Raw genomic sequence first — 26,231 nt, forward strand, 5'->3', positions numbered from 1 at the left:
TATAAATATTAATATGATCAGATTTATAACCCCAGTATTACTTTGTATTTTTGGATCAATAATCGCTATTTATAGCTATACAACTTATGGTGATTTTGATTCATATGGAGCAGCGTTTTTTCCCACAATTATTGGTGTATGTGTAGTTGTTTTTTCATTATTAGATTTAATCATCGAAATAAGTATAAGAAATAAATATGTTTTCCAAAATTTTAATATCAAGCAGGATGTTAAAGTTATTTTAGCTATTTCATTTTCTGTTTTATTTTATATTTTTGCTTCGGACTTTATAGGATTTGTTGCTACAACATCATTAATATTGTTAGGGCTTACCCTGCCTTTTGTAAATAAAAATAGGCTAATATTGACTATATTCTTAATTATATTATCTATTTTAATCTATTTACTTTTTGCTAAAGTTTTATTAGTTCCATTACCAGATGGTACTTTATTTTCATAGAGGTAATTTATGGATATTTTATTAAAAGCATTCGCTTATATTGATTTAAACGCCATTATTGCCATTCTAGGTGCTGGATTATTTGGGTTATTTGTTGGTTCTATTCCTGGTTTAACAGCTACAATGGCTGTTGCATTAATGGTTCCATTTACGTTCTTTATGGATCCTATTCCTGCATTGGCACTAATGATTTCAGTTGGTGCTTCATCAATTTATGCGGGAGATATTCCTGGCGCATTATTAAGAATACCTGGTACACCAGCTTCGGCAGCTTATGTCGATGATTCCCATTCATTAGTTAAACAAGGGAAAGTAAATCGTGTTTTAGGATTAGGTCTTAGTAGTTCGGTAATTGGTGGCGTAATTGGTACTATTATTCTTGCTCTGGCTGCCCCATTATTAGCTCAATTTGCCTTAAAATTTAGTTCTTTTGAATATATGTGGCTGTCTCTTATTGGTCTTAGTTGTGCAACTTTGATTTCAGGGAAGTTTATTGCTAAGAGCCTATTAACATTATTATTTGGTATTATTATTTCAACAATAGGATTTGATGAATTTACAGGTCAGCCTCGTTTTACATTCGGATTTGTTTCACTTTATGAAGGAGTAAGTTTTATTCCTGCAATGATTGGTTTATTCGCTATTTCAGGAGCTATTGATTATTATGTAAATCGTAATAAAGCTAATAGCTTAGCTATTGATACTAATGAAATAAAACAACCAAAATCATTAAATGTTTTTAAAGGGTTAGCTAAGCCGTTAAATAGCCGTAAAGGTAGTATTTTACGTAGTAGCACAATGGGAACCCTAATTGGTGCATTGCCAGGGGCTGGAGCAGATATTGCAGCTTGGATTTCTTATGCTGTATCTAAGAAGTTCTCTAAGAAACCTGAAGAATACGGTAAAGGTTCTGAAGATGCCATTATTGATGCATCAAGTAGTAATAATGCAAGTTTAGCAGGTAGTTGGATTCCTTCTCTGGTTTTTGGAATTCCGGGTGACTCTGCCGCAGCTATTATTATTGGTGTGCTATATATGAAAGATATGCAACCTGGCCCATCACTTTTCTTATTCCAACCAGATAAACTATATGCTGTTTTTATTCTATTTTTAATTGCTAACTTAGCTCTTATTCCACTAGCATTAATTGTAGTAAATTTCTTAAAAAGGATAGTTTCGATTAATAAAGATATTTTATATCCAATCGTTATTATTTTTAGTTTAGTTGGAGCCTATGCGATCAATAACTCAATGGAAGCCATAGTTGTAATGCTAATTATGGGAATCGTTGGGTACTTCTTACAAAAAAATAGCTACCCAATTTCACCTATTATTTTAGGTATGATCTTAGGACCAATGTTAGAGCGTAATTTATTGGCATCTTTGACTAAATCTGATGGAGATTTAGTGGCTTTTGTTGAACGACCGGTTTCAGCAGTATTAGCATCTTTCTTCACTGTAATCGTTATTTTGCAGGTGTGGGGAATTATTAAGAATTTTAAAGAAAAAAATTAATTTTATGGAGAATTTTAAAATGAATATCCAAGGTATTATTCCTGTTATGCTAACCCCATTTAATGATAACAATGAGGTTGATTATGAAAGTTTACGTAAATTAACTGATTGGTATATTGAAAATGGTGCTGATACGTTATTCGCAGCTTGTCAATCAAGTGAAATTCAATTCTTAAGTTTAGAAGAGAGAGTTAAAATTACAGAAACAGTAATTGACCAGGCTAATGGTAGAGTGCCTGTTGTGGCTTCAGGGCATATTAGTGATTCTCTCGAAAAACAAATTGAAGAATTAAACGCAATTTATGCAACGGGAGCTGATGCAGTTATTTTAATTACTAATCGTTTGGATATTAATAATGAAGGTACCGCAACATTAAAAGCTCATTTCGAAACCTTATTAGATCATTTACCAAAGGATATTACGCTAGGTTTGTATGAATGCCCAGCTCCTTATCGCCGTTTGCTTACGGATGAAGAAATTAGCTATTTTGCAAGCTTTGATAATATGGTTGTATTAAAAGATGTATCTTGTGATTTAGAAACAGTCAAACGTCGTGTTCAATTAACAAAAGATAGTAATCTTAAAATTGTTAATGCAAACGCAGCAATTGCATTTGAAGCAATGAAAGCTGGTTCTGAAGGATTCTCTGGTGTATTTAATAATATTCATCCTGATCTATATGCCTGGATTTATAAAAATAAAGATTCGAATCATTCGTTGGTACAAGAAGTTGCCCATTTCTTAGCTGTGAGCGGAGCTGCGGAAAGTTTCGGTTATCCGGCATTTGCTAAGCTAATGCACAAACAGATGGGGATATTTAAAACATATAATTGTCGAGTAATTAAAGATGATATTCTTGTGAAATATTGGGCAGTAGATGTTTTATTAGATCATATAGTGAAAGGCTCAGATCTTTATCGTGAAAAAATCAGAAATGTAAATTTATAAAATTAAAATAGGGACAAACTATGAAAAACCTTACCGTTCTCGGCAGTATTAACGCAGATCACGTTATTTCAGTTCCCTATTTTGCTAAGCCTGGGGAAACTTTAACAGGGCATAGCTACCATATTGCCTATGGCGGTAAAGGGGCGAATCAAGCTGTTGCTGCGGCTCGTTTAGGGGCGAAAGTTTCCTTTATTGGTTGTATTGGTAATGATGATATTGGGCGAGCAATGAAATCGGCATTTGCCCAAGATGGCATCAACACTCACCCGATTAAAACAATTGAAAATGAAATGACGGGTATTGCGATGATTCAGGTTGCAGAATCGGGCGAAAACAGTATTGTGATTTCCGCAGGGGCAAATGGGCATTTAGATGAGGCAGTTGTTGCGGAATATCAAACAGAAATTGTACAAGCTGATTGCCTGTTAATGCAGTTAGAAACACCTTTACCAGCTATTATTCAAGCTGCCAAAATTGCAAAAGAAAGCGGTACAAAAGTCATATTAAATCCTGCACCTGCTCAGGCACTTCCTGATGAGTTATTAAGCTTGCTTGATATGATCACCCCAAATGAAACCGAGGCTGAAATTTTAACAGGGGTGAAAGTTATTGATGAAAGCTCGGCACAGCAAGCAGCCCAAGTTTTCCACCAAAAAGGTATTGAAACAGTGCTGATTACGCTAGGCTCTAAAGGTGTATTTGTGAGTGAAAACGAAGTTGGGCAAATTGTAGCGGGTTTTCGTGTAAAAGCTGTTGATACTACGGCAGCCGGCGATACCTTTAATGGGGCTTTAGTTACCGCAATGTTGGAAGATAAGCCATTAAACGAGGCAATTGTATTTGCTCACGCATCGGCTGCGATTAGTGTTACTCGCAAAGGGGCTCAGCCTTCTATTCCAACTCGACAAGAAACTTTAGAATTCTTAAAGCAACAGGGCTAACAAGCGGTTATTTTTGATAAGGATTTTGCAAATGGCAACAATGAAAGATATTGCCCGTTTAGCTCAGGTTTCAACCTCTACCGTTTCGCACGTAATCAATAACAGCCGTTTTGTGAGTGAGGAAATTCGGGAAAAAGTACAACGTGTAGTAAAAGAACTCAATTACACCCCCTCAGCGTTGGCTCGTAGCCTGAAGATTAATGAAACTAAAACAATCGGAATGTTAGTAACGGCAACCAGTAACCCATTTTTTGCGGAAGTGATGGCAGGGGTTGAGCAATATTGTCAGCAACATCAATATAATTTAATCATTGCAACGACCAATGGCGATAGTGAACGTTTGCAGCACCATTTACAAATGCTAATTCAACGTAAAGTTGATGGCTTATTATTAATGTGTGGTGATGCAAGGCTGAACTCTGCAGAAAGTTTAAATATTCCGTTGCCTTTGGTGGTTGTAGACTGGTGGTTTACCGAATTAAATGCCGATAAAATCTTTGAAAATTCCATATCTGGAGGCTATCTTGCCACAAAAACCTTAATTGAGGCAGGGCATTCTAAAATAGGTATTATTACCGGAAATCTTAAAAAATCGCTCGCTCAAAACCGTTTAAAAGGCTACAAACAAGCTTTAACAGAGGCTAATATCCCTATCAACCTAAATTGGATTATTGAAAGCCATTTTGATTTTGCCGGCGGAATTTCAGGTATGAATGCCTTACTAGCCCAAAAGGATAAACCTACCGCTGTATTTGCTTGTAGCGATACGATTGCTGTTGGTGCATATCAAGCTGTTTGGCAACACGGGCTTAACATACCAAAGGATATTTCGATTATCGGTTATGATGATATTGAGCTGGCAAAATACCTTTCCCCACCGCTTTCAACCATTAGCCAACCTAAGAGCGAATTAGGGAAACTTGCAGTAGAGACTTTGCTAAAACGCATTCGTTCAGAATCTATAGAATTTCAAACCATAATGCTAGAACCTGAATTGGTACTACGCAACTCTATTCGTCACATAAACAAAAATGCTGAATAACGTTTGATTATTCAGCATTTTAGCGTTTGATATTTGGGGTATTATCCCTTTTGTTGTTCTAAATAAAGCACAGTTGCTGCAACTCGGGAATGAACGTTGAGTTTACGCAGTAAATTGCGGATATGCACTTTAACCGTTTCTTCCGAAATAAAAAGTTGTGCAGCAATTTGCTTATTAGACATACCTGTGGCAATCCATTGTAGAACATCTAATTCACGGTCGGTTAAACTGCTTAAGGGATCATTTTCGGGTTGGCGGTTAAGTAAATGTTGGCGAACCGTCTCGCTTAACACCATTTCGCCACTTGCCGCACGGCGGATATTATCAAGCAGTTCAGGGGTGTCAGTATCTTTTAATAAATAACCATCAACTCCTGCATCCATCAGGGCAAAAATATCGGATTGTTCATCTGAAACGGTTAGCACAATAATGCGAGCATCAACCCCTTGTGCCCGTAATGAACGTAGAGTATCTAAGCCTGAAATCCCTTTCATATTTAAGTCTAAAATAATCACATCAGGTTCAAGCTGTAAGGCAAGCTTAATGCCATCTGTACCATTGCTGGCTTCGCCGACTACGGTAAATGTGTCGTCTAACTCTAATAATTGACGCATCCCTTGACGCATAAGTGGGTGGTCATCAATTAATAAAATACTAGTTGGAGCAGTCATTAATTTCTCCTTTTTATTACTCTTTTTAAGAGATTAATTTTGCTATTATTGAGTAAAAATAGCAAGTTGGTGCTTTTAATAAATGTGGCTTTTTTGATCTGAGCCAATTTTTAAATTAAAAAAGAAATTGCAAAACTTTGTAAGAAAAAGACCGCTTGTTCGGCTATAATTAGGCAAATTTTATTTTGAGTAAAAGATAATGACAAATCAAACAACTTATTTCGCAACTGCTGCTCGTGGTTTTGAAGAAATGTTAAAAACCGAACTAGAGCAAATCTGCGGTGCAACCTGTAAAGTTGCACAAGGTGGCGTGCATTTTACTACAGATCAAAAAGGGGCTTATCAGGCATTATTACACAGCCGTTTGGCATCTCGTATTTTATTGCCGTTGATTAGTACCAAAATTTTCAGCGACAGCGATTTATACGCTTCAATTATTGCCTTTAATTGGGCAGATTTATTTGACCCTCGTGATACTTTCTACATTGATTTTAACGGCACTAACCGTGAAATTCGCAACACTCAGTTTGGGGCGATGCGTGTCAAAGATGGCATTGTGGACTATTTTGAGCGTAAAGGTTTTGCCCGCCCAACGGTGGATAAAATCAAGCCAGATGTGCGTATTCACGTCTATTTAGATAGAGATGACGTGGTTATTTCCCTTGATTTAAGTGGCGACGCTTTGCATATTCGAGGCTACCGTGAAGAAACTGGTAAAGCCCCATTGCGTGAAACTTTAGCTGCAGCCATTATTTTACGTTCCGGCTGGAAAAAGGACACACCTTTGGTTGATCCAATGTGTGGTTCGGGCACGCTTTTAATTGAGGCGGCACAAATGCAGGCGAATATTGCCCCGCAACTTCATCGTAAATATTGGGGTTTTAATGCGTGGAAAGGGCATAATGTGGAACTGTGGAATAATGTGTTAGAAGAAGCTTTCCGTAAAGTTGAAACGGATAATGAGCCATTATTCTTCGGCTTCGACTTAGATCATCGAGTGCTTACTAAAGCAAAACAAAATGCGAAAAATGCCGGTGTGGATCACTTAATCCAATGGCAACAGAGCGATGTTGCAGCCCTTAAAAACCCAATTCCAGAGCAAATTGGCACAGTGGTGTGTAACCCACCTTATGGTGAGCGTTTAGGCACAACACCGGCACTCATTGCTCTTTATTCAGTATTTGGGCAACGCCTAAAACAACAGTTTGCAGGCTGGAATGCCTCGATTTTTAGTGGCGAACCAGAGCTACTAAATTGCTTACGTTTGCGTTCAGACCGTCAATTTAAGGCAAAAAATGGTCCGTTAGATTGTGTGCAGAAAAACTATCATATTAGTGAAAATGCCAACAAGCGGTCGGATTTAGCCGAAAATTTGCAATTTGAACAAAATTCTCAAGTAGCTCCAGATTTTGCCAACCGTTTAGCGAAAAACATCAAAAAAATTGAAAAATGGGCGAAACAGCAGGGTATAGATGCTTACCGTTTATACGATGCTGACTTGCCGGAATATAATTTAGCGGTGGACAGATATGGCGATCATATCGTGGTGCAAGAGTACCAAGCTCCGAAAAATATTGATGAACAAAAAGCTCGCCAACGCTTATTAGATGCGGTTTCGGCAACGCTTTATGTAACAGGGGTAGAAACCAATAAATTAGTGCTGAAAGTTCGCCAAAAACAAAAAGGCACCAATCAGTATGAAAAATTAGCCAATAAAGGCGATTATTTCTACGTCAATGAATATGGGGCGAAGTTGTGGGTAAACTTAACCGATTATTTGGATACCGGCTTGTTCTTAGACCACCGCTTAACTCGCAAAATGGTAGGCGAAATGGCGAAGGGCAAAACCTTCCTTAACTTGTTTGCTTACACGGGCTCAGCCACGATTCACGCTGCACTTAACGGTGCAAAATCGACCACTACGGTGGATATGTCGAACACTTATCTGAACTGGGCAGAGCAGAATTTAGAGCTGAATAATTTATCACTTCGCCATAATCGCTTATTCCAAGCAGATTGTTTGCAATGGTTGGCTGAATGCCGTGAACGATTTGAGTTGATTTTTGTGGATCCGCCAACCTTCTCTAATTCAAAACGAATGGAAAATAGCTGGGATGTGCAACGAGATCATATTGAGCTGATGAAACAGCTTAAACGTATTTTAACCGCAGACGGTACTATAGTGTTCTCCAATAATAAACGTGGTTTTAAAATGGATTTTGAAGGTTTGGCTGAGTTAGGCTTGCAGGCAGAAAATATTTCTAAAAAAACCTTACCGCTTGATTTTGAACGTAACCCGCATATTCATAATTGTTGGATTGTGAAACATAGTTAAATTTTCCCCCTACCCCGCCTACGGCGATACTTCCCCCAAAGGGGACGAAAAATGTATTACGCTAAAAGCGAGGTAGAGGTATTAGAGAAATAAAAAATGTTAGATATTGTTTTATACGAACCAGAAATTCCACAAAACAGCGGTAATATTATCCGCCTTTGTGCGAATTGCGGTTTTCGTTTACATATGATTGAGCCATTTGGCTTTGGTTGGGATGATAAAAAACTCCGCCGTTCAGGGTTGGATTATCACGAATTTGTCGATATCCAAAAATACAAAAATTTTGAAGATTTCTTAGAGCGTGCCAAGCCGAAACGTCTATTTGCTTTAACCACTAGGGGCGAGCAAAATCACAGTGATGTTAAATATGAGTTGGGCGATTTCTTGATGTTTGGCCCAGAAAGCCGAGGTATTCCAAAGCCATTATTGGCGGAAATGCCGATGTCGCAAAAAATCCGGATTCCGATGTGTAAAGACAGCCGCAGTATGAATTTATCTAACTCGGTAGCGGTTGTGGTTTATGAAGCGTGGCGGCAATTTGGCTATCAGAATGCGGTGGCAGCCCAGTCTATCTAGTATTATTCAAGCGGTTTGATTTTGGTAAAATTTTGCAAAAATCAGACCGCTTAAATTTTCTGTGATCTGGATCACAAAAACAGCATAAATAATAGAAATTGAAGTTATATTTCATTAAAATAAAAAAAATGAAGTGAGATTCTCAAAAAATTCAAATTTAAGGAGATATTATGCGTTTGATTCCATTAGAAACAGATCACGATGTAAGTGTTTGGGCTGCTCGTCATATTGTTGAACGTATTAATGCGTTTAAACCAACTAAAGAAAAACCATTTGTGCTTGGCTTGCCAACAGGTGGCACACCAGAAAAAACTTATAAAGAATTAATTAAACTCTATAAAGCGGGTGAAGTGAGCTTTAAGAATGTCGTTACCTTTAATATGGACGAATATGTAGGCTTACCTAAGGAACACCCTGAAAGCTATCATAGTTTTATGTTCAAGCATTTTTTTGACCACGTTGATGTACCGCTCGAAAATATTAATATCTTAAATGGAATGGCGGAAGATGTGGATGCTGAGTGCGAACGTTATGAAGCTAAAATTCGCTCTTATGGTAAAATCCATCTGTTTATGGGGGGCGTTGGTGTTGATGGACATATCGCTTTTAACGAGCCAGCCTCATCACTTTCATCTCGTACTCGTATTAAAACTTTAACGGAAGACACACGCATTGCAAACTCTCGTTTCTTTGATAACGATGTGAACCAAGTGCCAAAATTTGCTTTAACCGTTGGTGTCGGAACATTGTTAGACGCAGAGGAAGTGATGATTTTAGTTACAGGGCATAACAAAGCTCTAGCATTACAAGCTTGTGTGGAGGGTTCTGTTAATCATCTTTGGACGATTAGCTGTTTACAATTACATCGTCGTGGTATTGTGGTATGTGATGAGCCGGCAACCCAAGAGTTAAAAGTCAAAACAGTGAAATATTTCAAAGAGTTAGAAAAAAATGTAGCTCGTTAGGCTACTTTTAAGCAAGCGGTATTTTTGCAAATTTTCCAGAAAAAATAACCGCTTGCATTAATTTAAGGAACAAAAAATGAACCATTATGCATTAACAAATTGTGTGATTTATACAGGCGAAAAAGTCTTGTATCAACACGCATTGGTGGTAAAAGACGATAAAATTGAATCTATTCTTTTGGAAGAAAATCTTCCACAAACATTAGAAAAAATCGACTTAAATGGTGCAAATCTTTCAGCTGGTTTTATCGATCTGCAACTTAATGGTTGTGGCGGTGTGATGTTTAATGAAGAAATCACGGTTCGCACTTTGGAAATTATGCAAGAAACTAATTTGCGTTCTGGCACAACCAGTTACTTGCCAACCTTTATTACTTCGCCTGATGAGGGAATGAAGCAGGCGGTTTCAGTAATGCGTGAATATTTAGCCAAGCATAAAAACCAAGCCTTAGGTTTGCATTTGGAAGGGCCTTATTTAAGTGTCGAGAAAAAGGGGGTACATCGACCAGAATATATCCGAGAAATTAGCCCGGAAATGCTAGATTTCTTATGTGAAAACGGCGATGTTATTACCAAATTAACCCTTGCGGCAGAAAACCCAACGGCAAATTATATTAAGCGTTTTAATGATGCTGGCATTATCGTTTCTATTGGGCACTCAAACGCCACCTATGCACAAGCGAAGCAACGTATTGCAGAGGGCATTAGTTTTGCTACTCACTTGCATAATGCGATGTCGCCGGTCAGTTCTGGGCGAGAAGGTGGTGTTGTTGGAGCTGTGTTAGATAGTAATATCTATGCTGGTATTATTTGCGATGGCTTACACGTGGAATGGGGAAATGTCCGCATTGCGAAAAAAGCCAAAGGCGATAAGCTGATTATTGTAACCGATGCAGTTGCCGCTGCAGGAGCAGATATTGAATCTTTCATTTTCGTCGGCAAAAAAGTGACAGTAAAAGACGGCAAATGCTACGATGAGTTTGGTGCTTTAGGTGGGGCTGCGGTAACAATGATTGAATCTATCCGCAATGTAGTGCAATTTGCCGATATTAGTCTTAATGAAGCAATTAGAATGAGTACGCTTTACCCTGCAAAAGCAATCAATGTTGAAGACAAACTAGGCTCACTTGAAGTGGGTAAAATTGCAAACCTTGCGATTTTTGATAACCAATTCAATGTAAAAGGCACGGCTGTAAATGGTGTACTGCATTGGAATTAATATATTATAAAATTTCATTATAAGGCTACATTGCGTAGCCTTTTTATAATTTTAGTATGTTATTAATTTTAATATAATAGTTCTCAAGTTCTGCTCTATTAGTGAATAGATTTGCTTGTGATGGCAACATTTCATTCAACTTTTCTTGCCATTGAGAAAACTCATCAGAAAAGCATTTGGACAGAATATTTAGTACTTCTGCAACCGAAGCAGAAGCCCCAAATGAAGAACCTAATAAGGTGGCAATAGAGCCGTCTTCTGAGATAATTGGCTCGGCACCAAAGCACCGTTTTGCTTTTTCATTTGGGGTGTTTTTAATAATTTGAACTTGGTTACCTGCAGTAACAATATCCCAATCTTCACTTTTTGCTTGTGGAATAAAATGACGCAACTCATTCATTCTTTGCTCTTTGGTAAGAAATGTTTGTTTAATTAAGTAATGAGCCAATGGAAGATTTTTGATTCCAGCCCAATGTACTTCCACAAAATTATGAGGATTTAGCGATTTCGCTAAGTCAAAAATAGAACCAGACTTCAGAAATTTCATCGTAAAGCCAGAGAATGGCCCAAAGAATAAATATTTCTTGCCATCAATAAAACGAGTATCTAAATGTGGTACAGATATTTGCGAGGTATTTGTGTTGGATCTCCCATATACTTTTGCGTGGTGCTGAGCAATGATTTCTGGATTATGGCATACCATAAAAAGACTACTCATTGGAAAGCTTGCTAAATGTTTACTTTCAGGAATACCTGTTTTTTGAAGTAATGGTAAAGAACCGCCTCCACAGCCAATAAAAAGAAATTTGCAAAAATGCGTAATATCTTGACCTTTTGCATTCGTAATAGAAATTCGCCAGCCTCCCACTATTTTTTGAATATCTTTTACCTTGTGGTTGAGTTTTAATTCAACACCTTCTTGTTGAAGATAGTCAAATAATTTGCGAGATAAAGCACCAAAATTTACGTCAGTTCCATTTGGCACGTAGGTTGCAGCAATAGGCTCAGAAGTGTCTTGTTTAGACATTATTAATGGCATCCATTCTGCCAATGTTGTTGGGTCTTCTGAATAGAGCATATTTGTGAATGCAGGCTCTTTTAGCAGAGTAGAAAAACGTTGTTTTAGAAAATGAACATTTTTCTCGCCTTTTACAAAACTTATATGAGGAAGCCTGTGAATAAAATCTTCAGGCGATGAAATTCGCCCTTGTTCTATTAGATAGGCCCACATTTCTAATGAGAGTTGAAATTTTTTGTTAATGTTTAAAGCTGTGCCGACATCAATAGAGCCATCAATGTTTTCTGGTGTGTAGTTTAGTTCACAAAATGCTGAATGACCTGTTCCAGAATTATTCCAGCCATTTGTGTTTTCTAACCCAATATCAGGTTGTTTTTCAAAAATAGTGATACTTTTATAAGGTGCAAGTTCTGTTAAAAATGTGCCTAGTGTAGCACTCATAATGCCAGCACCGATTAAGGCAACATCAGAGCGATAAACCGCCTTCCCCATAGAATTTACCTTTTGATAACAATTAATCTCTATAATTTTAACTATTATATATGATAATAAATACCTAATGTTAGTTATTTATTAAAAATAATTAAATTAATATATCCTCAAACTAGGACTCCTTACTGATTTTTCTATAAATTTTATTAGCAAAATCATATAATCCAAGAATGGGTACGTATTTTTTATTGAGGAGAATGAAATGCAATTTAAAGATTATTTAGCTACCTTTCCAGCGATTGACCATTTAGCTGGCTTAAATGTAGTGAATGAACAAGGGGAAGTGATTCACAATATTCCGGCAGTTGAAGGGAAACTTGGTTCATTAAAATTGTATAATGCATTAGCAGAGCAATTTACGAACCAGCTAAATGCAGAGAGTGCCACACAAGGCATTGTGTGGTTTGCAGAACACGTTGAAGATGCAAAGCATAATATTGGAAAACATCCAAATATTGATTTGCTACTAAAAGTAGTTGATGAGAATTTAGGACTTATTTTACAGCCTATCAAAAAATAGAGTGGCTGTAATAACCAGTATAAAAAATAAGCGGTTGAATTTTGCAAAAAGATTGCAAATTTTAACCGCTTACTAATTTAAAGTGATTATTTTACTGTGATACGAGCAAATTTACGCTTACCTACTTGGTAAACAAAAGTACCTTTTTGAGCGGTTTGTTTAACATCTTCGACTTTTTCGCCATCAATTTTCACACCGCCCTGTTGTGCAGAGCGAATCGCTTCCGACGTTGAAGGAACAAGCCCTGCTTCTTTTAATAGCGTTGCCAAGCCGATCTCGCCTTCAAACGTAAATTCTGGCATTTCATCCGGAATTGCACCTTTTTGGAAGCGATTGATAAACTCTTGTTCTGCTGCATTTGCCGCATCTTCATCGTGGAAACGAGCGATAATTTCTTTCGCTAGTAAAATTTTCACATCACGAGGGTTTTTTCCTGCTTCAACATCAGCTTTTAATTGAGCAATTTCATCTAATGGGCGGAATGAAAGTAGGTTGTACCAATCCCACATTAGATCATCAGAAATCGACATAATTTTACCAAACATCTCACCAGGAGCTTCGGTTACGCCAATGTAGTTACCTAATGACTTAGACATTTTTTTCTCGCCGTCTAATCCCACTAACAGTGGTAATGTCATTGCAGCTTGTGGTTTTTGCCCTGCTGATTTTTGTAATTCACGTCCAACTAATAGGTTGAAAGTTTGGTCTGTGCCACCTAGCTCAACATCTGCTTTTAGTTCTACTGAATCGTGCCCTTGTAGTAATGGGTAGATAAATTCGTGAATTGCAATAGGTTGTTGATTACTAAAGCGGTTTTTAAAATCTTCACGCTCTAACATACGAGCAACGGTATAGTTAGAGGCTAAACGAATCATTCCTTCCGTGCCTAATTTCCCTAACCATTCAGAGTTGAATACGATCTTAGTTTTTTGCGGATCTAAAATTTTAAAGATCTGCTCTTTGTAGGTTTCTGCATTACGTAATACATCTTCACGGCTTAGTGGAGGGCGGGTTGAATTTTTGCCTGACGGATCGCCAACCATACCAGTAAAATCACCAATTAAAAAATAAACTTCGTGTCCAAATTGCTGGAATTGACGTAGTTTATTTAATACAACGGTATGCCCTAAGTGAATATCAGGTGCCGTAGGATCCGCTCCTAATTTAATACGTAACGGGCGGTTTTCTTTTAATTTTGAAATTAGGTCTTCTTCTGAGTAAATATTTTCTACACCACGTTTAAGTTCGGCGATGATAGATTCAATAGATTGAGTCATTTATCTTCCTTTACTAAGTCTATAAATATAAAAAATGTTTCTATTATAGCGGTATGAATTGAAATTGATAGATTTTTTGGGGTGAAGGTTAAAAAAAACGCCGTATTTTGTGGGGGAATACGGCGTAAAGAGTTGGAGTGATTACCTATTATTTTTGAAGTGAGTTAATGATAATGATTATCATCTACAAAGTCAATGCTTTTTTGTGATTTTTTAAATAAAAATTATTATCATTAAAGATGCAGATTGAATAGTACGATAATTGAACATTAATGTACAGTGTAATTTTGATCTTTCTGGTATAGCCAGTTGGGTATTTTGTAAAAAGAAAACCTCCAAAAAATTGGAGGTTTTGACTATTTAAGGGTAATTACATCATTGTGGATATATATTTTAGCATTACACCTGCTGCGATAGCGGAGCCAATAACCCCAGCTACATTCGGTCCCATTGCGTGCATTAATAAGAAGTTTTGCTTGTCATATTCTTGACCAACTTTATTTGATACACGTGCTGCCATTGGCACGGCGGAAACACCGGCTGATCCAATTAGCGGATTGATTTTGGTTTTACTAAAGCGATTCATAATTTTTGCCATAATGACACCGCTTGCCGTACCAATACAAAATGCTACTACACCTAAAAGTAGAATCCCTAAGGTTTGTGGTTGTAAAAATTTATCAGCAACTAATTTAGAACCAACAGATAAACCTAAGAAAATAGTAACAATATTGACCAGTGCATTTTGTGCCGTATCATTTAAACGTTCTACGACACCGCTTGTTCGCATTAGATTACCGAAACAGAACATGCCTAATAACGGTGCAGCATCAGGTAATAAAAATGCAACGAGCAAGAGTAATACAATCGGGAAAATAATTTTTTCACGGTTGCTTACGTTACGTAACTGTGTCATACGGATTTTACGCTCTTGTTCCGTAGTTAATGCTTTCATAATTGGCGGTTGGATAAGTGGCACCAATGCCATATAAGAATAAGCGGCAACGGCGATTGCCCCAAGTAATTCTGGTGCTAATTTACTTGAAAGGTAAATGGCGGTTGGGCCATCGGCTCCACCAATAATCCCAATGGCTGCCGCTTGCGGTAGGGTAAAGTCAATAATACCCATCCAATTCAGTCCTAAAGCTCCTAATACGGTGGCAAAGATCCCAAATTGTGCTGCTGCACCAAGCATTAACATTCTTGGGTTTGCAAGTAACGGGCCAAAGTCTGTCATCGCACCAACCCCCATAAAGATAATTAATGGGGCAACGCCATAGCCAATCGCTACTTTGTAGAATAGAGCAAGTACACCAGCTGTATAGCCCATATCGCCAGCTATTACCTCAAGCTCATTTTGCACTGATGGTGCCGCTAAGGTAATCGCTTCTTTAATGCTATGAACATCGAAGTTTGCACTATTTACTTTAGCTGCAATAATGGCGAGTTGTTCGGTTGTTCCGCTATGCAATAAGTTATCTAAAGCAGTCATTGCTAGTCCTGCTTCAGGAATGTTAGATAACAAGCCACCAAAACCGATAGGCAATAAAAGCAAAGGTTCAAATTTACGGGCGATAGCAAGCCAGAGTAGTACAAGGCTTACGATAATCATAACCGCTTGCCCAAACTCTAGATGCATTATCCCCATACCTTTAAATAGAGCAATAATACTTTCCATAAATTGCTCCTTATGCAAGGCTTAATAATGTATCGCCAACGGCAACGACATCGCCTTGTTTGGTATTAATACCTTGAACAGTACCTGCTTTTGGTGCACAAATTTGTGTTTCCATTTTCATAGCTTCAAGAATGAGCAATACATCACCTTCAGCAACTTGTTGCCCTTCTTTTACCTCAACTTTGAGGATATTTCCTGCCATTGGTGCCGTTACTGGTTCTGCATTTGCAGATTTTGGTGCAGAATTGACCGCTTGTGGAGCCGCTGTTGGAGTTGTTGGGGCAATATTAGTGATTTCGCCACCTTCACTCACTTTAACTACAAAGGCTTTGCCTTCAAGCTCAACGGTATAAACAGCAGAACCAGATGGTTGTGTTGGTGCCGCTTTAGGTGCAGCAGCTGGTTTAGCATCATCTGCACTTGGTACAGGCTCAAACGCTGATGGATTATTGCGATTTTCTAAATATTTCCAACCAACTTGTTGGAATAAGGCAACAATTAACACATCATCAATACTATTTTCAGATAGGCTAATACCTTTTTCTTTCGCTTGAGCAGTTACTTCAGCTACTAATTTATCCATTTCTGGCGGAATATGATCAGCTGGGCGATCAGTCATTGGGGCGGCACCTTCTAATACTCGGTCTTGTAACGCTTTATTAACCGGTGCAGGAGTACGACCATATTCGCCTTTTAAAATGCCCGCAGTTTCTTTGGCAATCGTTTTATAACGTTCACCCATTAATACGTTCATTACTGATTGTGTGCCTACAATTTGAGAGGTTGGTGTAACAAGTGGGATATTCCCTAAATCTTCACGCACTCGAGGAATTTCTTGTAGCACTAAATCTAATTTATCAGAAGCGTTTTGTTGTTTTAATTGGCTTTCGAGGTTAGTTAGCATTCCACCAGGTACTTGTGCCACTAAAATACGGCTATCGACACCGCGTAATTGCCCTTCAAATTTAGCGTATTTTTTACGAACATTGCGGAAATAGGCTGAAATTTTTTCTAATTCAGGAATACTTAAACCGGTTTCATAAGGCGTGCCTTGTAATGTTGCCACAATAGATTCTGTTGCAGGGTGCCCGTAAGTGCCAGACATTGAAGAGATAGAGGTATCAACACCATCAACACCTGCTTCAATCGCTTTAAGTAGAGCCATTTCTGCCATACCGGTTGTAGAGTGGCAGTGCAAGTGTAGTTCAACATCGTAGCGTTTTTTAATTTCGCTAACTAATTCATAAGCTGCCATTGGTGTTAAAATACCTGACATATCTTTGATAACGAGTGAATCTACACCAATTTCTAATAGTTGTTCGGTAACTTCTAGCCAAGTTTCTAAGGTATGAACAGGGCTGGTTGTGTAACTTAGCGTACCTTGTGCGTGCCCGCCGTGTTTTTTAACCGCTTGTAATGCTGCTTGCATATTACGAGGGTCGTTTAATGCATCGAATACTCGGAAAACATCCATTCCGTTTTTCACGCAACGCTCTACAAATTTATCAACAACATCATCAGCATAGTGGCGGTAGCCTAATAGATTTTGTCCACGTAATAACATTTGCAATGGTGTATTTGGAATAGCTTTTTTCAATTCACGTAAACGTACCCAAGGGTCTTCCCCTAAAAAGCGGATACAGCTATCAAAAGTTGCACCACCCCAAGCCTCTAGCGACCAATAGCCAATTTTGTCGAGTTCTGAGGCAATAGGTAACATATCATCCAAGCGTAAACGAGTGGCAAATAAAGATTGATGGGCATCACGCAAGACCACATCAGTAATTGCAATTTTTTTTGGTTGAGTTGTCATAATAACTTCCTTCTAATTATTTATTTTAAATTCTTTTTTAATGTTGCCCTTGTACTCTACGATGATGAGCGATAGCAGCAACAATTACAGGGCGTAAATGTTCTAAATCATCAGAAGGCGATTGTGATACCGCTTTAGGGGCTGGAGTAGAGATAGGTTCGGGAAAATATCGATTGATGATGGTTGAAATAAAACTAATTGCGTAAATCAGTAGAAGTAAAAAAATGAGTACGAAACCCATTCCTGAAAGCATTAGGTTTATCCCTTCACCAAAGAGTTCTGCGTTTGTCATAGGAACATCCTTAAATTATTAAAGTTATATGTGAAATGTAGGAAAATTCTAGCTTAATTTCAAATAATTTCATTAATAAATGATGATTGGATCACAAATTATTTTGACAAGCGGTTAAAATTTACAAAATTTTCACTCGATTTAACCGCTTGATAACAGTCAGAATTTGGTCAAATAGCTATTCTTCTCTTTTACGTAAAAATGTTGCAAATCTTGGTTTGCCAGATTCGGTTAGCCCTCGATATTGATAAGTAACAGTAGAGCCAATCGGTGGTGGATTTTCTCTTTCTTTATCTTTAAAGCCTGAGCCAATACGAAAACGTCCTCGATGGTTCTCACAACTAATCGCCCCCATTTTATCGGCATATTTTCCCTTGCCTTTATGATGGGCAACCACCGTGCATTCTTCATCTAATACAGGTTTTATTTTCAGAATTTGGGCTGAACGGCCCTGAATATAATGTGTATTCGGATTTCTTACCACTACACCCTCTCCACCTTTTTCTAAAATAGATTGATAAAATTGTTGAAGATGATCTTTATTTTGAATAGGAATTTGCTCAATAATTTCAATATGTGGATTAGGGTTTTGAGCAAGATATTGTTGTAGAACATTTAATCTCTCAAATAAATTGCCCTCAGCATTTGGTACATCAAACACGTTCAATTTGAGTTTATACCAACCTTTTGGTTCGGTGGCTCGTACGGTTGCAGAGATTTCCTCAAATTTTCCACATTCGCTAAATAATTCGCCGTCAATGGCAAAAGGTGGGAAATGCTGAATAAAATAATCGGGCGGATTAAATGGGTAGCCTTGTCGGCTAATTAGTTGCGAGCCATCCCAAAAGCCTCGCACGCCGTCAAGCTTTTCACTCATTACCCAGCCGGTCAAATCTTGATCTTTATATTGCCCAAGCAACATTAAATGAGGAGATTTAGCAAAAAGTGAGCTACAAAAACAGAAAAGGAATAGAAATAACGATTTTTTCATAATGCCTCCAATGGTTGAAGGCACTATAAAATAAAGTAGGAAATCGGTCAGAATTTAAGATAAATTTTTCGATGCAGATCGCAAAATTTTCTAAAAATATCACCGCTTGCAAAGTATTAACGAACGGTTTGGATAAGAGCGGAAATATCTTCGCTAAAGGTTTCTAATTTTGCCATTTCCTCAATTTGGGCATAAGTATATTTTTTGGCATTGTAAACCACAACCATACTCACATCGCCAACCTGTAAGAAATTGCTTTCCCCAAATGGCGTGTAGCGGGTTGCCCCAATGCTGATAATCGCTTTCGTTGGATAATTTGCTTGTTTGAGCATTTCCGCAATATGATTCATCGGGCCTTCATCGGGCTGATTATTCATTCGGTCAATAATCCAATCTAATAATTTTTGGTGAAAATAGCTATATTCTACCGCTGGACTATCTACCCCATAAGCATTTAATTCGCCATTACACTTATGGAAACAAGCGATATTATAATTATCTAAATTGCCCCCTTGCGTGAAACTATCTAAAGGCAACTGAGTTGTTGAAATTCCTTTGGAAGAGGCTCCCCAATTTTTCTTCTCACAAATTTTACGAGCATTCGGACGGCGGATAGAGCAGTCGTTATAAGCGGCAAAATGCGTAGGCGTTAAAGCAACGACTTTATTTTCTTGATATTGAATATCGCAAATAAGAGCAATTTCCGGCTCAATTTGTAAATTATCCGCATCTTGTGGGAATTGAATCGCATCGTGAGAGAGGGGATAAGTGGATAAAAAGTGATAGTCTCCTAGATTTTCCGCAGGTACATAAAACGGAAAAATTGCCTTAGGCTGAATCGCTTCTGCAGTTTTCACTTTGGCAAAATCCGCCGCCTCCCCAGCTTGTTCCAAATGCCCCGTAAAATTGCCAGCAACCCCTAAACCGATAAACTGTTCTGAACGCATAATAACTCCTTATTTTTGCAAAAAGTTAAGAAAATTCTACCGCTTGTATGAAAAAATAGCGAGTGTTTGTTATATATAGATTTTCTGTTGCTATATTTTTTTAGGTTGTAGGCTCTTTCTCATTTCGCAGTGCTACAATTTGATAATCCAACAATACAACGAAATCAGCGTTGTAGCTCCCTTTCTCATTTCGCAGTGCTACAATTAAGGTGGCGATATGAATATTGAAGAATGGGTTGTAGCTCCCTTTCTCATTTCGCAGTGCTACAATGTTTTAGTACGAGTGTCTGCAAAGAACACAGTTGTAGCTCCCTTTCTCATTTCGCAGTGCTACAATGATATGTAAAAATATAAAAAAAATGGTTTAGTTGTAGCTCCCTTTCTCATTTCGCAGTGCTACAATGATATGCAAAAATGAAAAAAAAATGGTTTAGTTGTAGCTCCCTTTCTCATTTCGCAGTGCTACAATTTGAAAAATAACGCAATAATCTGTAGATCGGTTGTAGCTCCCTTTCTCATTTCGCAGTGCTACAATTCTTCTTCTGTCAATTCATTATCCCACTTAGTTGTAGCTCCCTTTCTCATTTCGCAGTGCTACAATGCTTTCTGTAAGCTCAACAAGCTCAAGTCGGTTGTAGCTCCCTTTCTCATTTCGCAGTGCTACAATATTATCTGATTGTGTAGGCGTTTATGGTTGGTTGTAGCTCCCTTTCTCATTTCGCAGTGCTACAATAATACATCACCAGCAGCAACATCACCGACAGTTGTAGCTCCCTTTCTCATTTCGCAGTGCTACAATTCGGGGCTGATTGTGTCGGTGGAAACTTCCGTTGTAGCTCCCTTTCTCATTTCGCAGTGCTACAATCAGTAGCAACATTTCAAAAAAAGTTATAGAGTTGTAGCTCCCTTTCTCATTTCGCAGTGCTACAATTCCACTTGAGTTTTCAACAAGCTCAATAGTGTTGTAGCTCCCTTTCTCATTTCGCAGTGCTACAATATTTATGAATACCCCTATTTTGTTCTGCTGGTTGTAGCTCCCTTTCTCATTTCGCAGTGCTACAATTTATGCAAGGTTGATTTTTTGATCCCCAACGTTGTAGCTCCCTTTCTCATTTCGCAGTGCTACAATATACGTTCCTTTTCAGCAAGTAAACCTTTAGTTGTAGCTCCCTTTCTCATTTCGCAGTGCTACAATAGGTAGGGAAAACTATTGTGGAGTTGGCTCGTTGTAGCTCCCTTTCTCATTTCGCAGTGCTACAATAAACCAATGTAGCACATATTACCAATTCTTGTTGTAGCTCCCTTTCTCATTTCGCAGTGCTACAATTAAAATTTTAATGTTTTTACGTTAATAACAGTTGTAGCTCCCTTTCTCATTTCGCAGTGCTACAATTTCAGCACTGTATTTTCTTCGCCAAGCAATGTTGTAGCTCCCTTTCTCATTTCGCAGTGCTACAATAGGAACGGCTTAGAGCTTGATAAATCAAGAGATTATCCTATTTTTATACTTGAAAAAAATAAGATAGGTATCTTCTATAAGCGGTTATTTTTAGAGAAATTTTTGCAAGAAGTTGCAGAAAAAATGCTAAAAATAACCGCTTGCTTTTTAGTCGGAAGGCATTTAATTGAGATTGAGTTAAACATTTCTAGTTAAAAAAACATCACTTAAAAACTGGTTGGATCTGTAGCATATATAATTATTCAAGTTGTTTTATCTTTAAAAAAGTAGCAATTGGTTGCTGTTTACTTTTTTTTCTTGTGGTTTTAATTCACCAACCAATAGACTCATATTGGTAAATTGCTTTTCAGTTACTTCTAAGCAGCGTATTGAGCCTTCTTCGGGCAAATGTTCACAAAGCCGTTTATTATGTTTCTCCAACGAATCCCTACCTCGCACAATACGTGTATAAACAGATAGTTGTAACATTTGATAGCCATCTTTCAATAAAAATTGGCGAAATTGGCTAGCCGCTTTGCGTTTTGCTTTTGTGGTAACAGGCAGATCGAAAAAGACAATGATACGCATAAAAATCGCCTCACTCATAGCAGTGTTCCTTTAAAGGGAGTAGTTCGGGTAATTTGAGTAATTTAGGATCTTTTTGGCTGATTGCATTTTGTAGGGAACCGATAGTTCTATCAATAGCGGCAAGTGTGCTGAATGTTTGATTTTGAAATCGCATTTGGTAATGCAATAAACCAATAAGCTTTTGTTTTGTATGGGGTGTTAGCCCGTTATCTAATTTACCTTCTTGCCATAATTGCCAAACCATTAGATCTACAAGTGGTCGGAATGGTTCAATAAAATCATCAGCAAGGTTAAAAGGGTTAAGTTCACTATGGTGAAATAGCCCTAAGGCCGGTAGCCAGCCGTAAAGCACTAATGTACGTGCAATTGCAGAGCGTAGTACTGTATAAGCATAATTTAGATGAGCATTAATTTGATTTTCTTGCCAGCGTCGAAAATCTTTACCGAATGCTGTTTGAAAGTAAAGAATCGCAGACTGAGCCTCAATATTATCGCTATCGCCAGACTTCACTCGTTTTGCCATATTTTGTAACTTTTCGGCTATATCTAACCGCTTGGTTTGGGTCAAAACAAAGGCTTGATTACGAATTTTCTGTTGTATGATTGCTTGCCAAAGCTGTTTTTTTAAAGGTAGGCTCATTTCAAGCTGTAATTTCAATGTTTTTAATTGGCGGTGATATTGTGAGAAAGGCAACCATTGTCCACAGGGGATAAATTGTTCATCACAGGTAAGTAGTGTTATCCCATTTAATGCAAGGGCTGAAAGTAGTGGGGTTGTTATCACGACTTCTCGGTTTTCAATAACAATAATGGCAATATCTTCTAATGGCACAGTAAATTCTTGTTCTTCTTGCCAAATCACCATTTGGTTTTTTCGTAGAGATAATTTACCCCCTTTACTGATTAAAATACTCCGCCAACTCATAATGCCTCCTGATAAAAATCCCCATACTCAGAGAGTATGGGGATCGGGATTAACGAACAGTTTGTCGTTTGTTAGAGCGACAAGGACGAATATTTTTTCCAAGTTCATCAACTTGGTATTTTTCAAGAGAAAGAGCAGTTTTTATACCAATACTACGATGTAATCCTGATTTCCCTTTATGTATGTTATTATCGGGTTCTTTAATATTAATTGCCCCTGTGGCACGATCAAGTCCATTGTAATAGCCAAAAAACGTTTCTTTTCTTGTTTTTACCTTGATTAAATCATTTGGAAATATTGAAAATTGAAATTGTGCTGTTTCGTCCATCTCTTCCCATTCATTTTCTGGTGTATAAGCAATAATAGCTTTGTTTGGCAAAATCCCTTTTGCTACCTGCCAAGTATAAATAGGAACAAGGAAGTATTTACCTCCTTTAATAAATACATCAACTCGAACCATTGAAGCATTATCTGCCACACCATTACCATTTCTTACTAACACACCAGATTTTTGTACTTGTTCTATACGGACGGATTTTACTTGTGCTCCTCCTTTTTTATAAAAAGGTTCAGCAAAGGCTTTGGCAGGATCATCATTAAAGGCAACAAGGCGTGCTTTTAGTGCTTCGTAAAGATGGATTTCTCGATCTTTATTTACCATATTTTCTAGATCTTTTAGTTTGAGTTGGGTGAGAGCAACTTTGGAGATACTGATACCCTCATCTAAACGTTTTGCAGACTTAATCGTTTCCATATGCCCTTGTCCACTCATTTTACGACTCGGTGCACGAGAGACAAATAGAGGCTGTACAAATTCGTGGTTAGCTTGTGGGCGATCTGGTAGTTGAATAATTAAATCTTCTTTTGGATTCTCACTAAATACACGGATCTCTACTTCTTTATTGAAAAATTGCCAAGGAGCAGGGAAGTGTAGAGGGATAATTTCCCCAGTTTCTCGATCAATTCGTTCTGCAGTCTTTAAATTACCCTCTTGATATTTTATAAAACGAGTAATTTTTTGTTGCATAGCTACAGTAGAACAGGCGACGACTACGGCATCAATAGCGTGATGGCGATCACTTTCTTCACGTACTTTCTTCAAACCCCAACGTCCACGTAAGAAAGCGGTAATTTGCCCATTAGAGGCAAATACACGACGCTTACCTTTACCGGTTAAGTAGAGATTATCAGCGACAAAATTAACTAAGAAACGAGCAATATAGCGAGTGTCATTTAAATTACGTTGGATAAAGCCTTCGGAATCTAATTTTTTTGTCAGAATACGTTGCTTTTTCGGATAAGTAAAATGGCTTGCATTCACTCTAGCAGTGAAGTGTGCCCATTGTTTTTCGTCTTTACCTAACCATTCGTAAGGTGTTTGGTTTCCTTTGTTTTGATTTTCACCAGAAAGCACTAGTACTTTATTATTAAAGCTATCGTCCCAAGTCCGAGAAAATGGTAATGCGTGGTCAATTTCGGCGTAACCTTTTTCTAATAATCTATGTAAATCGAGCGGCTTGCCACTATATATGCATTGCCCATTTTGGTGATTATAAAGTCGCATTACTAAAATATCTTTAGCTTTAGGCTCACCTACAAAATCTGGAAAGGTTTCTTTAAATTGTTTTATTGATTTTTCTCGTTCGGCTCTATTTTGTTCTTGTTGTTTTTCGATTGCTTTACGATCTTTAAAAGATTTGCCGAGTTCTCTTGCTGTTTCAATATGGACACGAGCTGGTGAGCCATAAAGGCGAATAATGCCATTAATGACTTTGCGAGCTTGAGAGAGTGAACGTAAAACAACAGGATTGCGGATTTCGTTTGCAGGAATAGGTGGCAGCAAGCGGTCGGCTTTTATGGACTTTTTACCATAATGATCACCATAAATTGTTTGGCAAGCTTGGTCATAGCGTAATCCTTTTTCCATTAACGGCAGAATTTTAGATAAGCTTTTTAGAGAAAGCTGAATAAATTGATCGAAATTCAAATTTTCTAATAAGCTATTTAGGATATGTTTTGGCAGTTTATCCGCTAAATATTGGCAAATATCTTCATCTGTTTTATAAAGGGAGAAAGCAGTACCAATATCATCTAAAAGAATAGTGTTATTTTTTACGGTTTCCCATACTGATTTGTCTTCTTTTTCAATGGCTTTACGAATTGCATGGTAAGCTTTCATTTCCATTAATGTGGTATCTTCAGCTTTATCTTTACCATAGCGAACACTATTGAAATGACATTCATCAGATAAATTTAGTAGCTTGCGGACTTGTGTATAAGTAAGTTTGGCTTTTTCATAGGGTTGAGATAGCAATAATGCTCGCTCTTCTTGATTAAGCCCTCGTTCTGTCCCATTCTCTAAAATGCGTAAGTTATTTAACTTCGTAAGCCAAATAAAACGTTCAGCAGAATAACTAGATTTAGCAGCTTTGTACTCATCTGGCTCAAAAGTGCATTTGCCGAGCATTTTTAAAATAGCTTCTCCTGATAATGCAGGTTTCTGCCACATTAGTAATTCGCAAAATTCTGCTTCTAATTGACCGCTTGTATATAAATTCCCTAATTCCCGCTGGGTTTGGAAAAGTAACCTCATTTCAGAAAGTAAATCTAAGCGATTAAATGTATGAGTGTAAGCTCCGCGTTGGTTACGAATATGCCCCTCTTCTTGTGCAAATTTCTTAATAGCGAGTTCTGCGGGGGTTCGATATTCATCTGAGGTAAGTAATTGAGTATTACCTGTTACTCCGGAAAGTAGTGCACCAAGCTCTTTATTACCACTTTGATTTTCATTCTTACGTTGAGAAAGATAGCCACGATGTTTTAGCATATGTAACAAAACAGCTGACCATTCCCGATTGTTTAATTGTCGGCTTAATCCTTCTACACGTAGCTCCCAACAATGATTAGGCAGTTTAGTTAAATCATCTTTGGTAATAACATCGTTATTAGTCAGTAAACGTTTAGCTTTTAATAAACGAAAGGCTCTACGACGGATTAAACGGCGAGTGGAACGTGCAAGACGGCGAGAGAGGGCTAGCGATTCCCCAGTCTTAGGCACTTCGGCTCGCTCAAAAGTACGTACTCCTAAATCAACTAGCCGAATAGGATTTTCTTTTTCATCTATTTCAACAACACTCCACCCCACGGACGCAATACCTAAATCTAATCCAATAATGTAATTTAACTGTTCCATTTAGCTATTCTCCTATATGAAAAAAATGATTTGACAAAAATTATACAATAGTTAGAATACAAATCGTAGTACTGCGAAATGAGAAACGTTGCTACAATAAGGAATTCGTAAAGAATTACCGTAATGCTCTGCCCCTTAGTATCCTAGGATATTAAGGGGCATCATTTTTTATAAAGCTAATAAATAGCTAGATTGTGAGTAATAATAAATCATCCTGTCTTAAAATTATGCAAGCGGTAAATTTTTCCAAAATTTTTACACTTTTTTCATAAAAAACACTTGCACGGATTTTATTTTTCCCTATAATGCACCACACACAACGACGCACTGTTGTGAATAAGTTTAAATACAGTGCGTCGTTATTTTTTGTTCTTTAACAATTTATC

21 protein-coding genes and 1 CRISPR repeat array are annotated in these 26,231 nt (G+C 37.6%); of the genes, 10 read left to right on the plus strand and 11 right to left on the minus strand.

Features of this window, described 5'->3' with window-relative positions; genetic code table 11:
* The first annotated feature begins 13 nt into the window (after nt 1–13).
* The 5 genes from PTQ27_RS06250 to PTQ27_RS06270 are packed head-to-tail and all read left to right on the plus strand — an operon-like array spanning nt 14 to nt 4,907.
* Entirely contained in the window at nt 14–460 is a 447-nt protein-coding gene (locus PTQ27_RS06250; RefSeq protein ID WP_273749758.1) for a tripartite tricarboxylate transporter TctB family protein, read from the plus strand.
* Nucleotides 461–469: 9 nt separating this feature from the next.
* On the plus strand, nt 470–1,975 hold the full coding sequence (locus PTQ27_RS06255) for a tripartite tricarboxylate transporter permease (RefSeq protein ID WP_273749759.1): 1,506 nt from the start codon (nt 470–472) through the stop codon (nt 1,973–1,975).
* Between the two features lie 19 nt (nt 1,976–1,994).
* A complete protein-coding gene (locus tag PTQ27_RS06260) occupies nt 1,995–2,924 on the plus strand; it encodes a dihydrodipicolinate synthase family protein (protein ID WP_273749760.1) in 930 nt (309 codons plus the stop codon).
* Nucleotides 2,925–2,944: 20 nt separating this feature from the next.
* Nucleotides 2,945–3,865 carry a ribokinase gene (gene rbsK / locus PTQ27_RS06265; protein ID WP_273749761.1) on the plus strand — a complete coding sequence of 307 codons (921 nt, stop codon included), beginning with the start codon at nt 2,945–2,947 and terminating at the stop codon, nt 3,863–3,865.
* A 31-nt stretch (nt 3,866–3,896) separates the two neighbouring features.
* On the plus strand, nt 3,897–4,907 hold the full coding sequence (locus PTQ27_RS06270; RefSeq protein ID WP_273749762.1) for a substrate-binding domain-containing protein: 1,011 nt from the start codon (nt 3,897–3,899) through the stop codon (nt 4,905–4,907).
* Nucleotides 4,908–4,948: 41 nt separating this feature from the next.
* On the opposite strand, the gene narL is transcribed toward PTQ27_RS06270, so the two are convergent.
* Complete coding sequence (gene narL, locus PTQ27_RS06275; RefSeq protein WP_273749763.1) at nt 4,949–5,578, minus strand: two-component system response regulator NarL; 630 nt, start codon at nt 5,576–5,578, stop codon at nt 4,949–4,951.
* 199 nt (nt 5,579–5,777) lie between these two features.
* Here narL and rlmKL point away from each other — a divergent pair, with 199 nt between their 5' ends.
* From rlmKL to nagA, 4 genes are all read left to right on the plus strand, one after another.
* On the plus strand, nt 5,778–7,913 hold the full coding sequence (rlmKL, locus tag PTQ27_RS06280) for a bifunctional 23S rRNA (guanine(2069)-N(7))-methyltransferase RlmK/23S rRNA (guanine(2445)-N(2))-methyltransferase RlmL (RefSeq protein WP_273749764.1): 2,136 nt from the start codon (nt 5,778–5,780) through the stop codon (nt 7,911–7,913).
* Nucleotides 7,914–8,009: 96 nt separating this feature from the next.
* On the plus strand, nt 8,010–8,489 hold the full coding sequence (gene trmL / locus PTQ27_RS06285) for a tRNA (uridine(34)/cytosine(34)/5-carboxymethylaminomethyluridine(34)-2'-O)-methyltransferase TrmL (RefSeq protein WP_006249846.1): 480 nt from the start codon (nt 8,010–8,012) through the stop codon (nt 8,487–8,489).
* A 170-nt stretch (nt 8,490–8,659) separates the two neighbouring features.
* Nucleotides 8,660–9,454: a glucosamine-6-phosphate deaminase gene (gene nagB / locus PTQ27_RS06290; protein ID WP_273749765.1), complete on the plus strand. Its 795-nt coding sequence runs from the start codon at nt 8,660–8,662 to the stop codon at nt 9,452–9,454.
* Between the two features lie 76 nt (nt 9,455–9,530).
* Entirely contained in the window at nt 9,531–10,673 is a 1,143-nt protein-coding gene (nagA, locus tag PTQ27_RS06295) for an N-acetylglucosamine-6-phosphate deacetylase (RefSeq protein ID WP_273749766.1), read from the plus strand.
* A gap of 43 nt (nt 10,674–10,716) precedes the next feature.
* Here the strand turns inward: nagA and mqo are convergent, their stop codons facing one another.
* Nucleotides 10,717–12,183, minus strand: a complete 1,467-nt coding sequence (gene mqo / locus PTQ27_RS06300; protein ID WP_273749767.1) for a malate dehydrogenase (quinone) — start codon at nt 12,181–12,183, stop codon at nt 10,717–10,719.
* 202 nt (nt 12,184–12,385) lie between these two features.
* Here mqo and PTQ27_RS06305 point away from each other — a divergent pair, with 202 nt between their 5' ends.
* Nucleotides 12,386–12,703 carry a DUF2322 family protein gene (locus PTQ27_RS06305; RefSeq protein ID WP_273749768.1) on the plus strand — a complete coding sequence of 106 codons (318 nt, stop codon included), beginning with the start codon at nt 12,386–12,388 and terminating at the stop codon, nt 12,701–12,703.
* A gap of 86 nt (nt 12,704–12,789) precedes the next feature.
* Here the strand turns inward: PTQ27_RS06305 and tyrS are convergent, their stop codons facing one another.
* The 9 genes from tyrS to cas9 form a co-directional block, all read right to left on the minus strand.
* The gene (gene tyrS / locus PTQ27_RS06310; protein WP_273749769.1) at nt 12,790–13,980 is read right to left on the minus strand and encodes a tyrosine--tRNA ligase; all 1,191 of its coding nucleotides are present in this window, start codon (nt 13,978–13,980) and stop codon (nt 12,790–12,792) included.
* A gap of 370 nt (nt 13,981–14,350) precedes the next feature.
* The gene (locus PTQ27_RS06315) at nt 14,351–15,658 is read right to left on the minus strand and encodes a sodium ion-translocating decarboxylase subunit beta (protein WP_273749770.1); all 1,308 of its coding nucleotides are present in this window, start codon (nt 15,656–15,658) and stop codon (nt 14,351–14,353) included.
* A 10-nt stretch (nt 15,659–15,668) separates the two neighbouring features.
* On the minus strand, nt 15,669–17,471 hold the full coding sequence (gene oadA, locus PTQ27_RS06320) for a sodium-extruding oxaloacetate decarboxylase subunit alpha (protein WP_273749771.1): 1,803 nt from the start codon (nt 17,469–17,471) through the stop codon (nt 15,669–15,671).
* Nucleotides 17,472–17,508: 37 nt separating this feature from the next.
* On the minus strand, nt 17,509–17,763 hold the full coding sequence (locus PTQ27_RS06325; protein ID WP_273749772.1) for an oxaloacetate decarboxylase subunit gamma: 255 nt from the start codon (nt 17,761–17,763) through the stop codon (nt 17,509–17,511).
* A 178-nt stretch (nt 17,764–17,941) separates the two neighbouring features.
* Nucleotides 17,942–18,754: a DNA ligase gene (locus PTQ27_RS06330; RefSeq protein ID WP_273749773.1), complete on the minus strand. Its 813-nt coding sequence runs from the start codon at nt 18,752–18,754 to the stop codon at nt 17,942–17,944.
* Nucleotides 18,755–18,870: 116 nt separating this feature from the next.
* The gene (locus PTQ27_RS06335) at nt 18,871–19,701 is read right to left on the minus strand and encodes a DUF5718 family protein (RefSeq protein ID WP_273749774.1); all 831 of its coding nucleotides are present in this window, start codon (nt 19,699–19,701) and stop codon (nt 18,871–18,873) included.
* A 169-nt stretch (nt 19,702–19,870) separates the two neighbouring features.
* A CRISPR array of direct repeats spans nt 19,871–21,160; the repeat unit is 36 nt; unit sequence GTTGTAGCTCCCTTTCTCATTTCGCAGTGCTACAAT.
* Nucleotides 21,161–21,418: 258 nt separating this feature from the next.
* On the minus strand, nt 21,419–21,745 hold the full coding sequence (cas2, locus tag PTQ27_RS06340; RefSeq protein WP_273749775.1) for a CRISPR-associated endonuclease Cas2: 327 nt from the start codon (nt 21,743–21,745) through the stop codon (nt 21,419–21,421).
* Nucleotides 21,738–22,652, minus strand: a complete 915-nt coding sequence (gene cas1, locus PTQ27_RS06345) for a type II CRISPR-associated endonuclease Cas1 (RefSeq protein WP_273749776.1) — start codon at nt 22,650–22,652, stop codon at nt 21,738–21,740. The genes cas2 and cas1 overlap by 8 nt, the downstream gene beginning before the upstream one ends.
* 49 nt (nt 22,653–22,701) lie before the next feature.
* Nucleotides 22,702–25,845, minus strand: coding sequence for a type II CRISPR RNA-guided endonuclease Cas9 (cas9, locus tag PTQ27_RS06350; protein ID WP_273749777.1), 3,144 nt, complete (start codon nt 25,843–25,845; stop codon nt 22,702–22,704).
* Nucleotides 25,846–26,231 lie beyond the last annotated feature (386 nt).

It is taken from the genome of Mannheimia cairinae (assembly GCF_028649535.1).
Taxonomy (GTDB): Bacteria; Pseudomonadota; Gammaproteobacteria; order Enterobacterales; family Pasteurellaceae; genus Mannheimia; species Mannheimia cairinae.

Bases quoted from the DNA above. Each gene is read 5' to 3' on its own strand.
- PTQ27_RS06250 (WP_273749758.1), top strand. From the start codon at position 14: ATGATCAGATTTATAACCCCAGTATTACTTTGTATTTTTGGATCAATA.
- PTQ27_RS06255 (WP_273749759.1), top strand. From the start codon at position 470: ATGGATATTTTATTAAAAGCATTCGCTTATATTGATTTAAACGCCATT.
- PTQ27_RS06260 (WP_273749760.1), top strand. From the start codon at position 1,995: ATGAATATCCAAGGTATTATTCCTGTTATGCTAACCCCATTTAATGAT.
- rbsK (WP_273749761.1), top strand. From the start codon at position 2,945: ATGAAAAACCTTACCGTTCTCGGCAGTATTAACGCAGATCACGTTATT.
- PTQ27_RS06270 (WP_273749762.1), top strand. From the start codon at position 3,897: ATGGCAACAATGAAAGATATTGCCCGTTTAGCTCAGGTTTCAACCTCT.
- narL (WP_273749763.1), bottom strand. From the start codon at position 5,578: ATGACTGCTCCAACTAGTATTTTATTAATTGATGACCACCCACTTATG.
- rlmKL (WP_273749764.1), top strand. From the start codon at position 5,778: ATGACAAATCAAACAACTTATTTCGCAACTGCTGCTCGTGGTTTTGAA.
- trmL (WP_006249846.1), top strand. From the start codon at position 8,010: ATGTTAGATATTGTTTTATACGAACCAGAAATTCCACAAAACAGCGGT.
- nagB (WP_273749765.1), top strand. From the start codon at position 8,660: ATGCGTTTGATTCCATTAGAAACAGATCACGATGTAAGTGTTTGGGCT.
- nagA (WP_273749766.1), top strand. From the start codon at position 9,531: ATGAACCATTATGCATTAACAAATTGTGTGATTTATACAGGCGAAAAA.
- mqo (WP_273749767.1), bottom strand. From the start codon at position 12,183: ATGGGGAAGGCGGTTTATCGCTCTGATGTTGCCTTAATCGGTGCTGGC.
- PTQ27_RS06305 (WP_273749768.1), top strand. From the start codon at position 12,386: ATGCAATTTAAAGATTATTTAGCTACCTTTCCAGCGATTGACCATTTA.
- tyrS (WP_273749769.1), bottom strand. From the start codon at position 13,980: ATGACTCAATCTATTGAATCTATCATCGCCGAACTTAAACGTGGTGTA.
- PTQ27_RS06315 (WP_273749770.1), bottom strand. From the start codon at position 15,658: ATGGAAAGTATTATTGCTCTATTTAAAGGTATGGGGATAATGCATCTA.
- oadA (WP_273749771.1), bottom strand. From the start codon at position 17,471: ATGACAACTCAACCAAAAAAAATTGCAATTACTGATGTGGTCTTGCGT.
- PTQ27_RS06325 (WP_273749772.1), bottom strand. From the start codon at position 17,763: ATGACAAACGCAGAACTCTTTGGTGAAGGGATAAACCTAATGCTTTCA.
- PTQ27_RS06330 (WP_273749773.1), bottom strand. From the start codon at position 18,754: ATGAAAAAATCGTTATTTCTATTCCTTTTCTGTTTTTGTAGCTCACTT.
- PTQ27_RS06335 (WP_273749774.1), bottom strand. From the start codon at position 19,701: ATGCGTTCAGAACAGTTTATCGGTTTAGGGGTTGCTGGCAATTTTACG.
- cas2 (WP_273749775.1), bottom strand. From the start codon at position 21,745: ATGAGTGAGGCGATTTTTATGCGTATCATTGTCTTTTTCGATCTGCCT.
- cas1 (WP_273749776.1), bottom strand. From the start codon at position 22,652: ATGAGTTGGCGGAGTATTTTAATCAGTAAAGGGGGTAAATTATCTCTA.
- cas9 (WP_273749777.1), bottom strand. From the start codon at position 25,845: ATGGAACAGTTAAATTACATTATTGGATTAGATTTAGGTATTGCGTCC.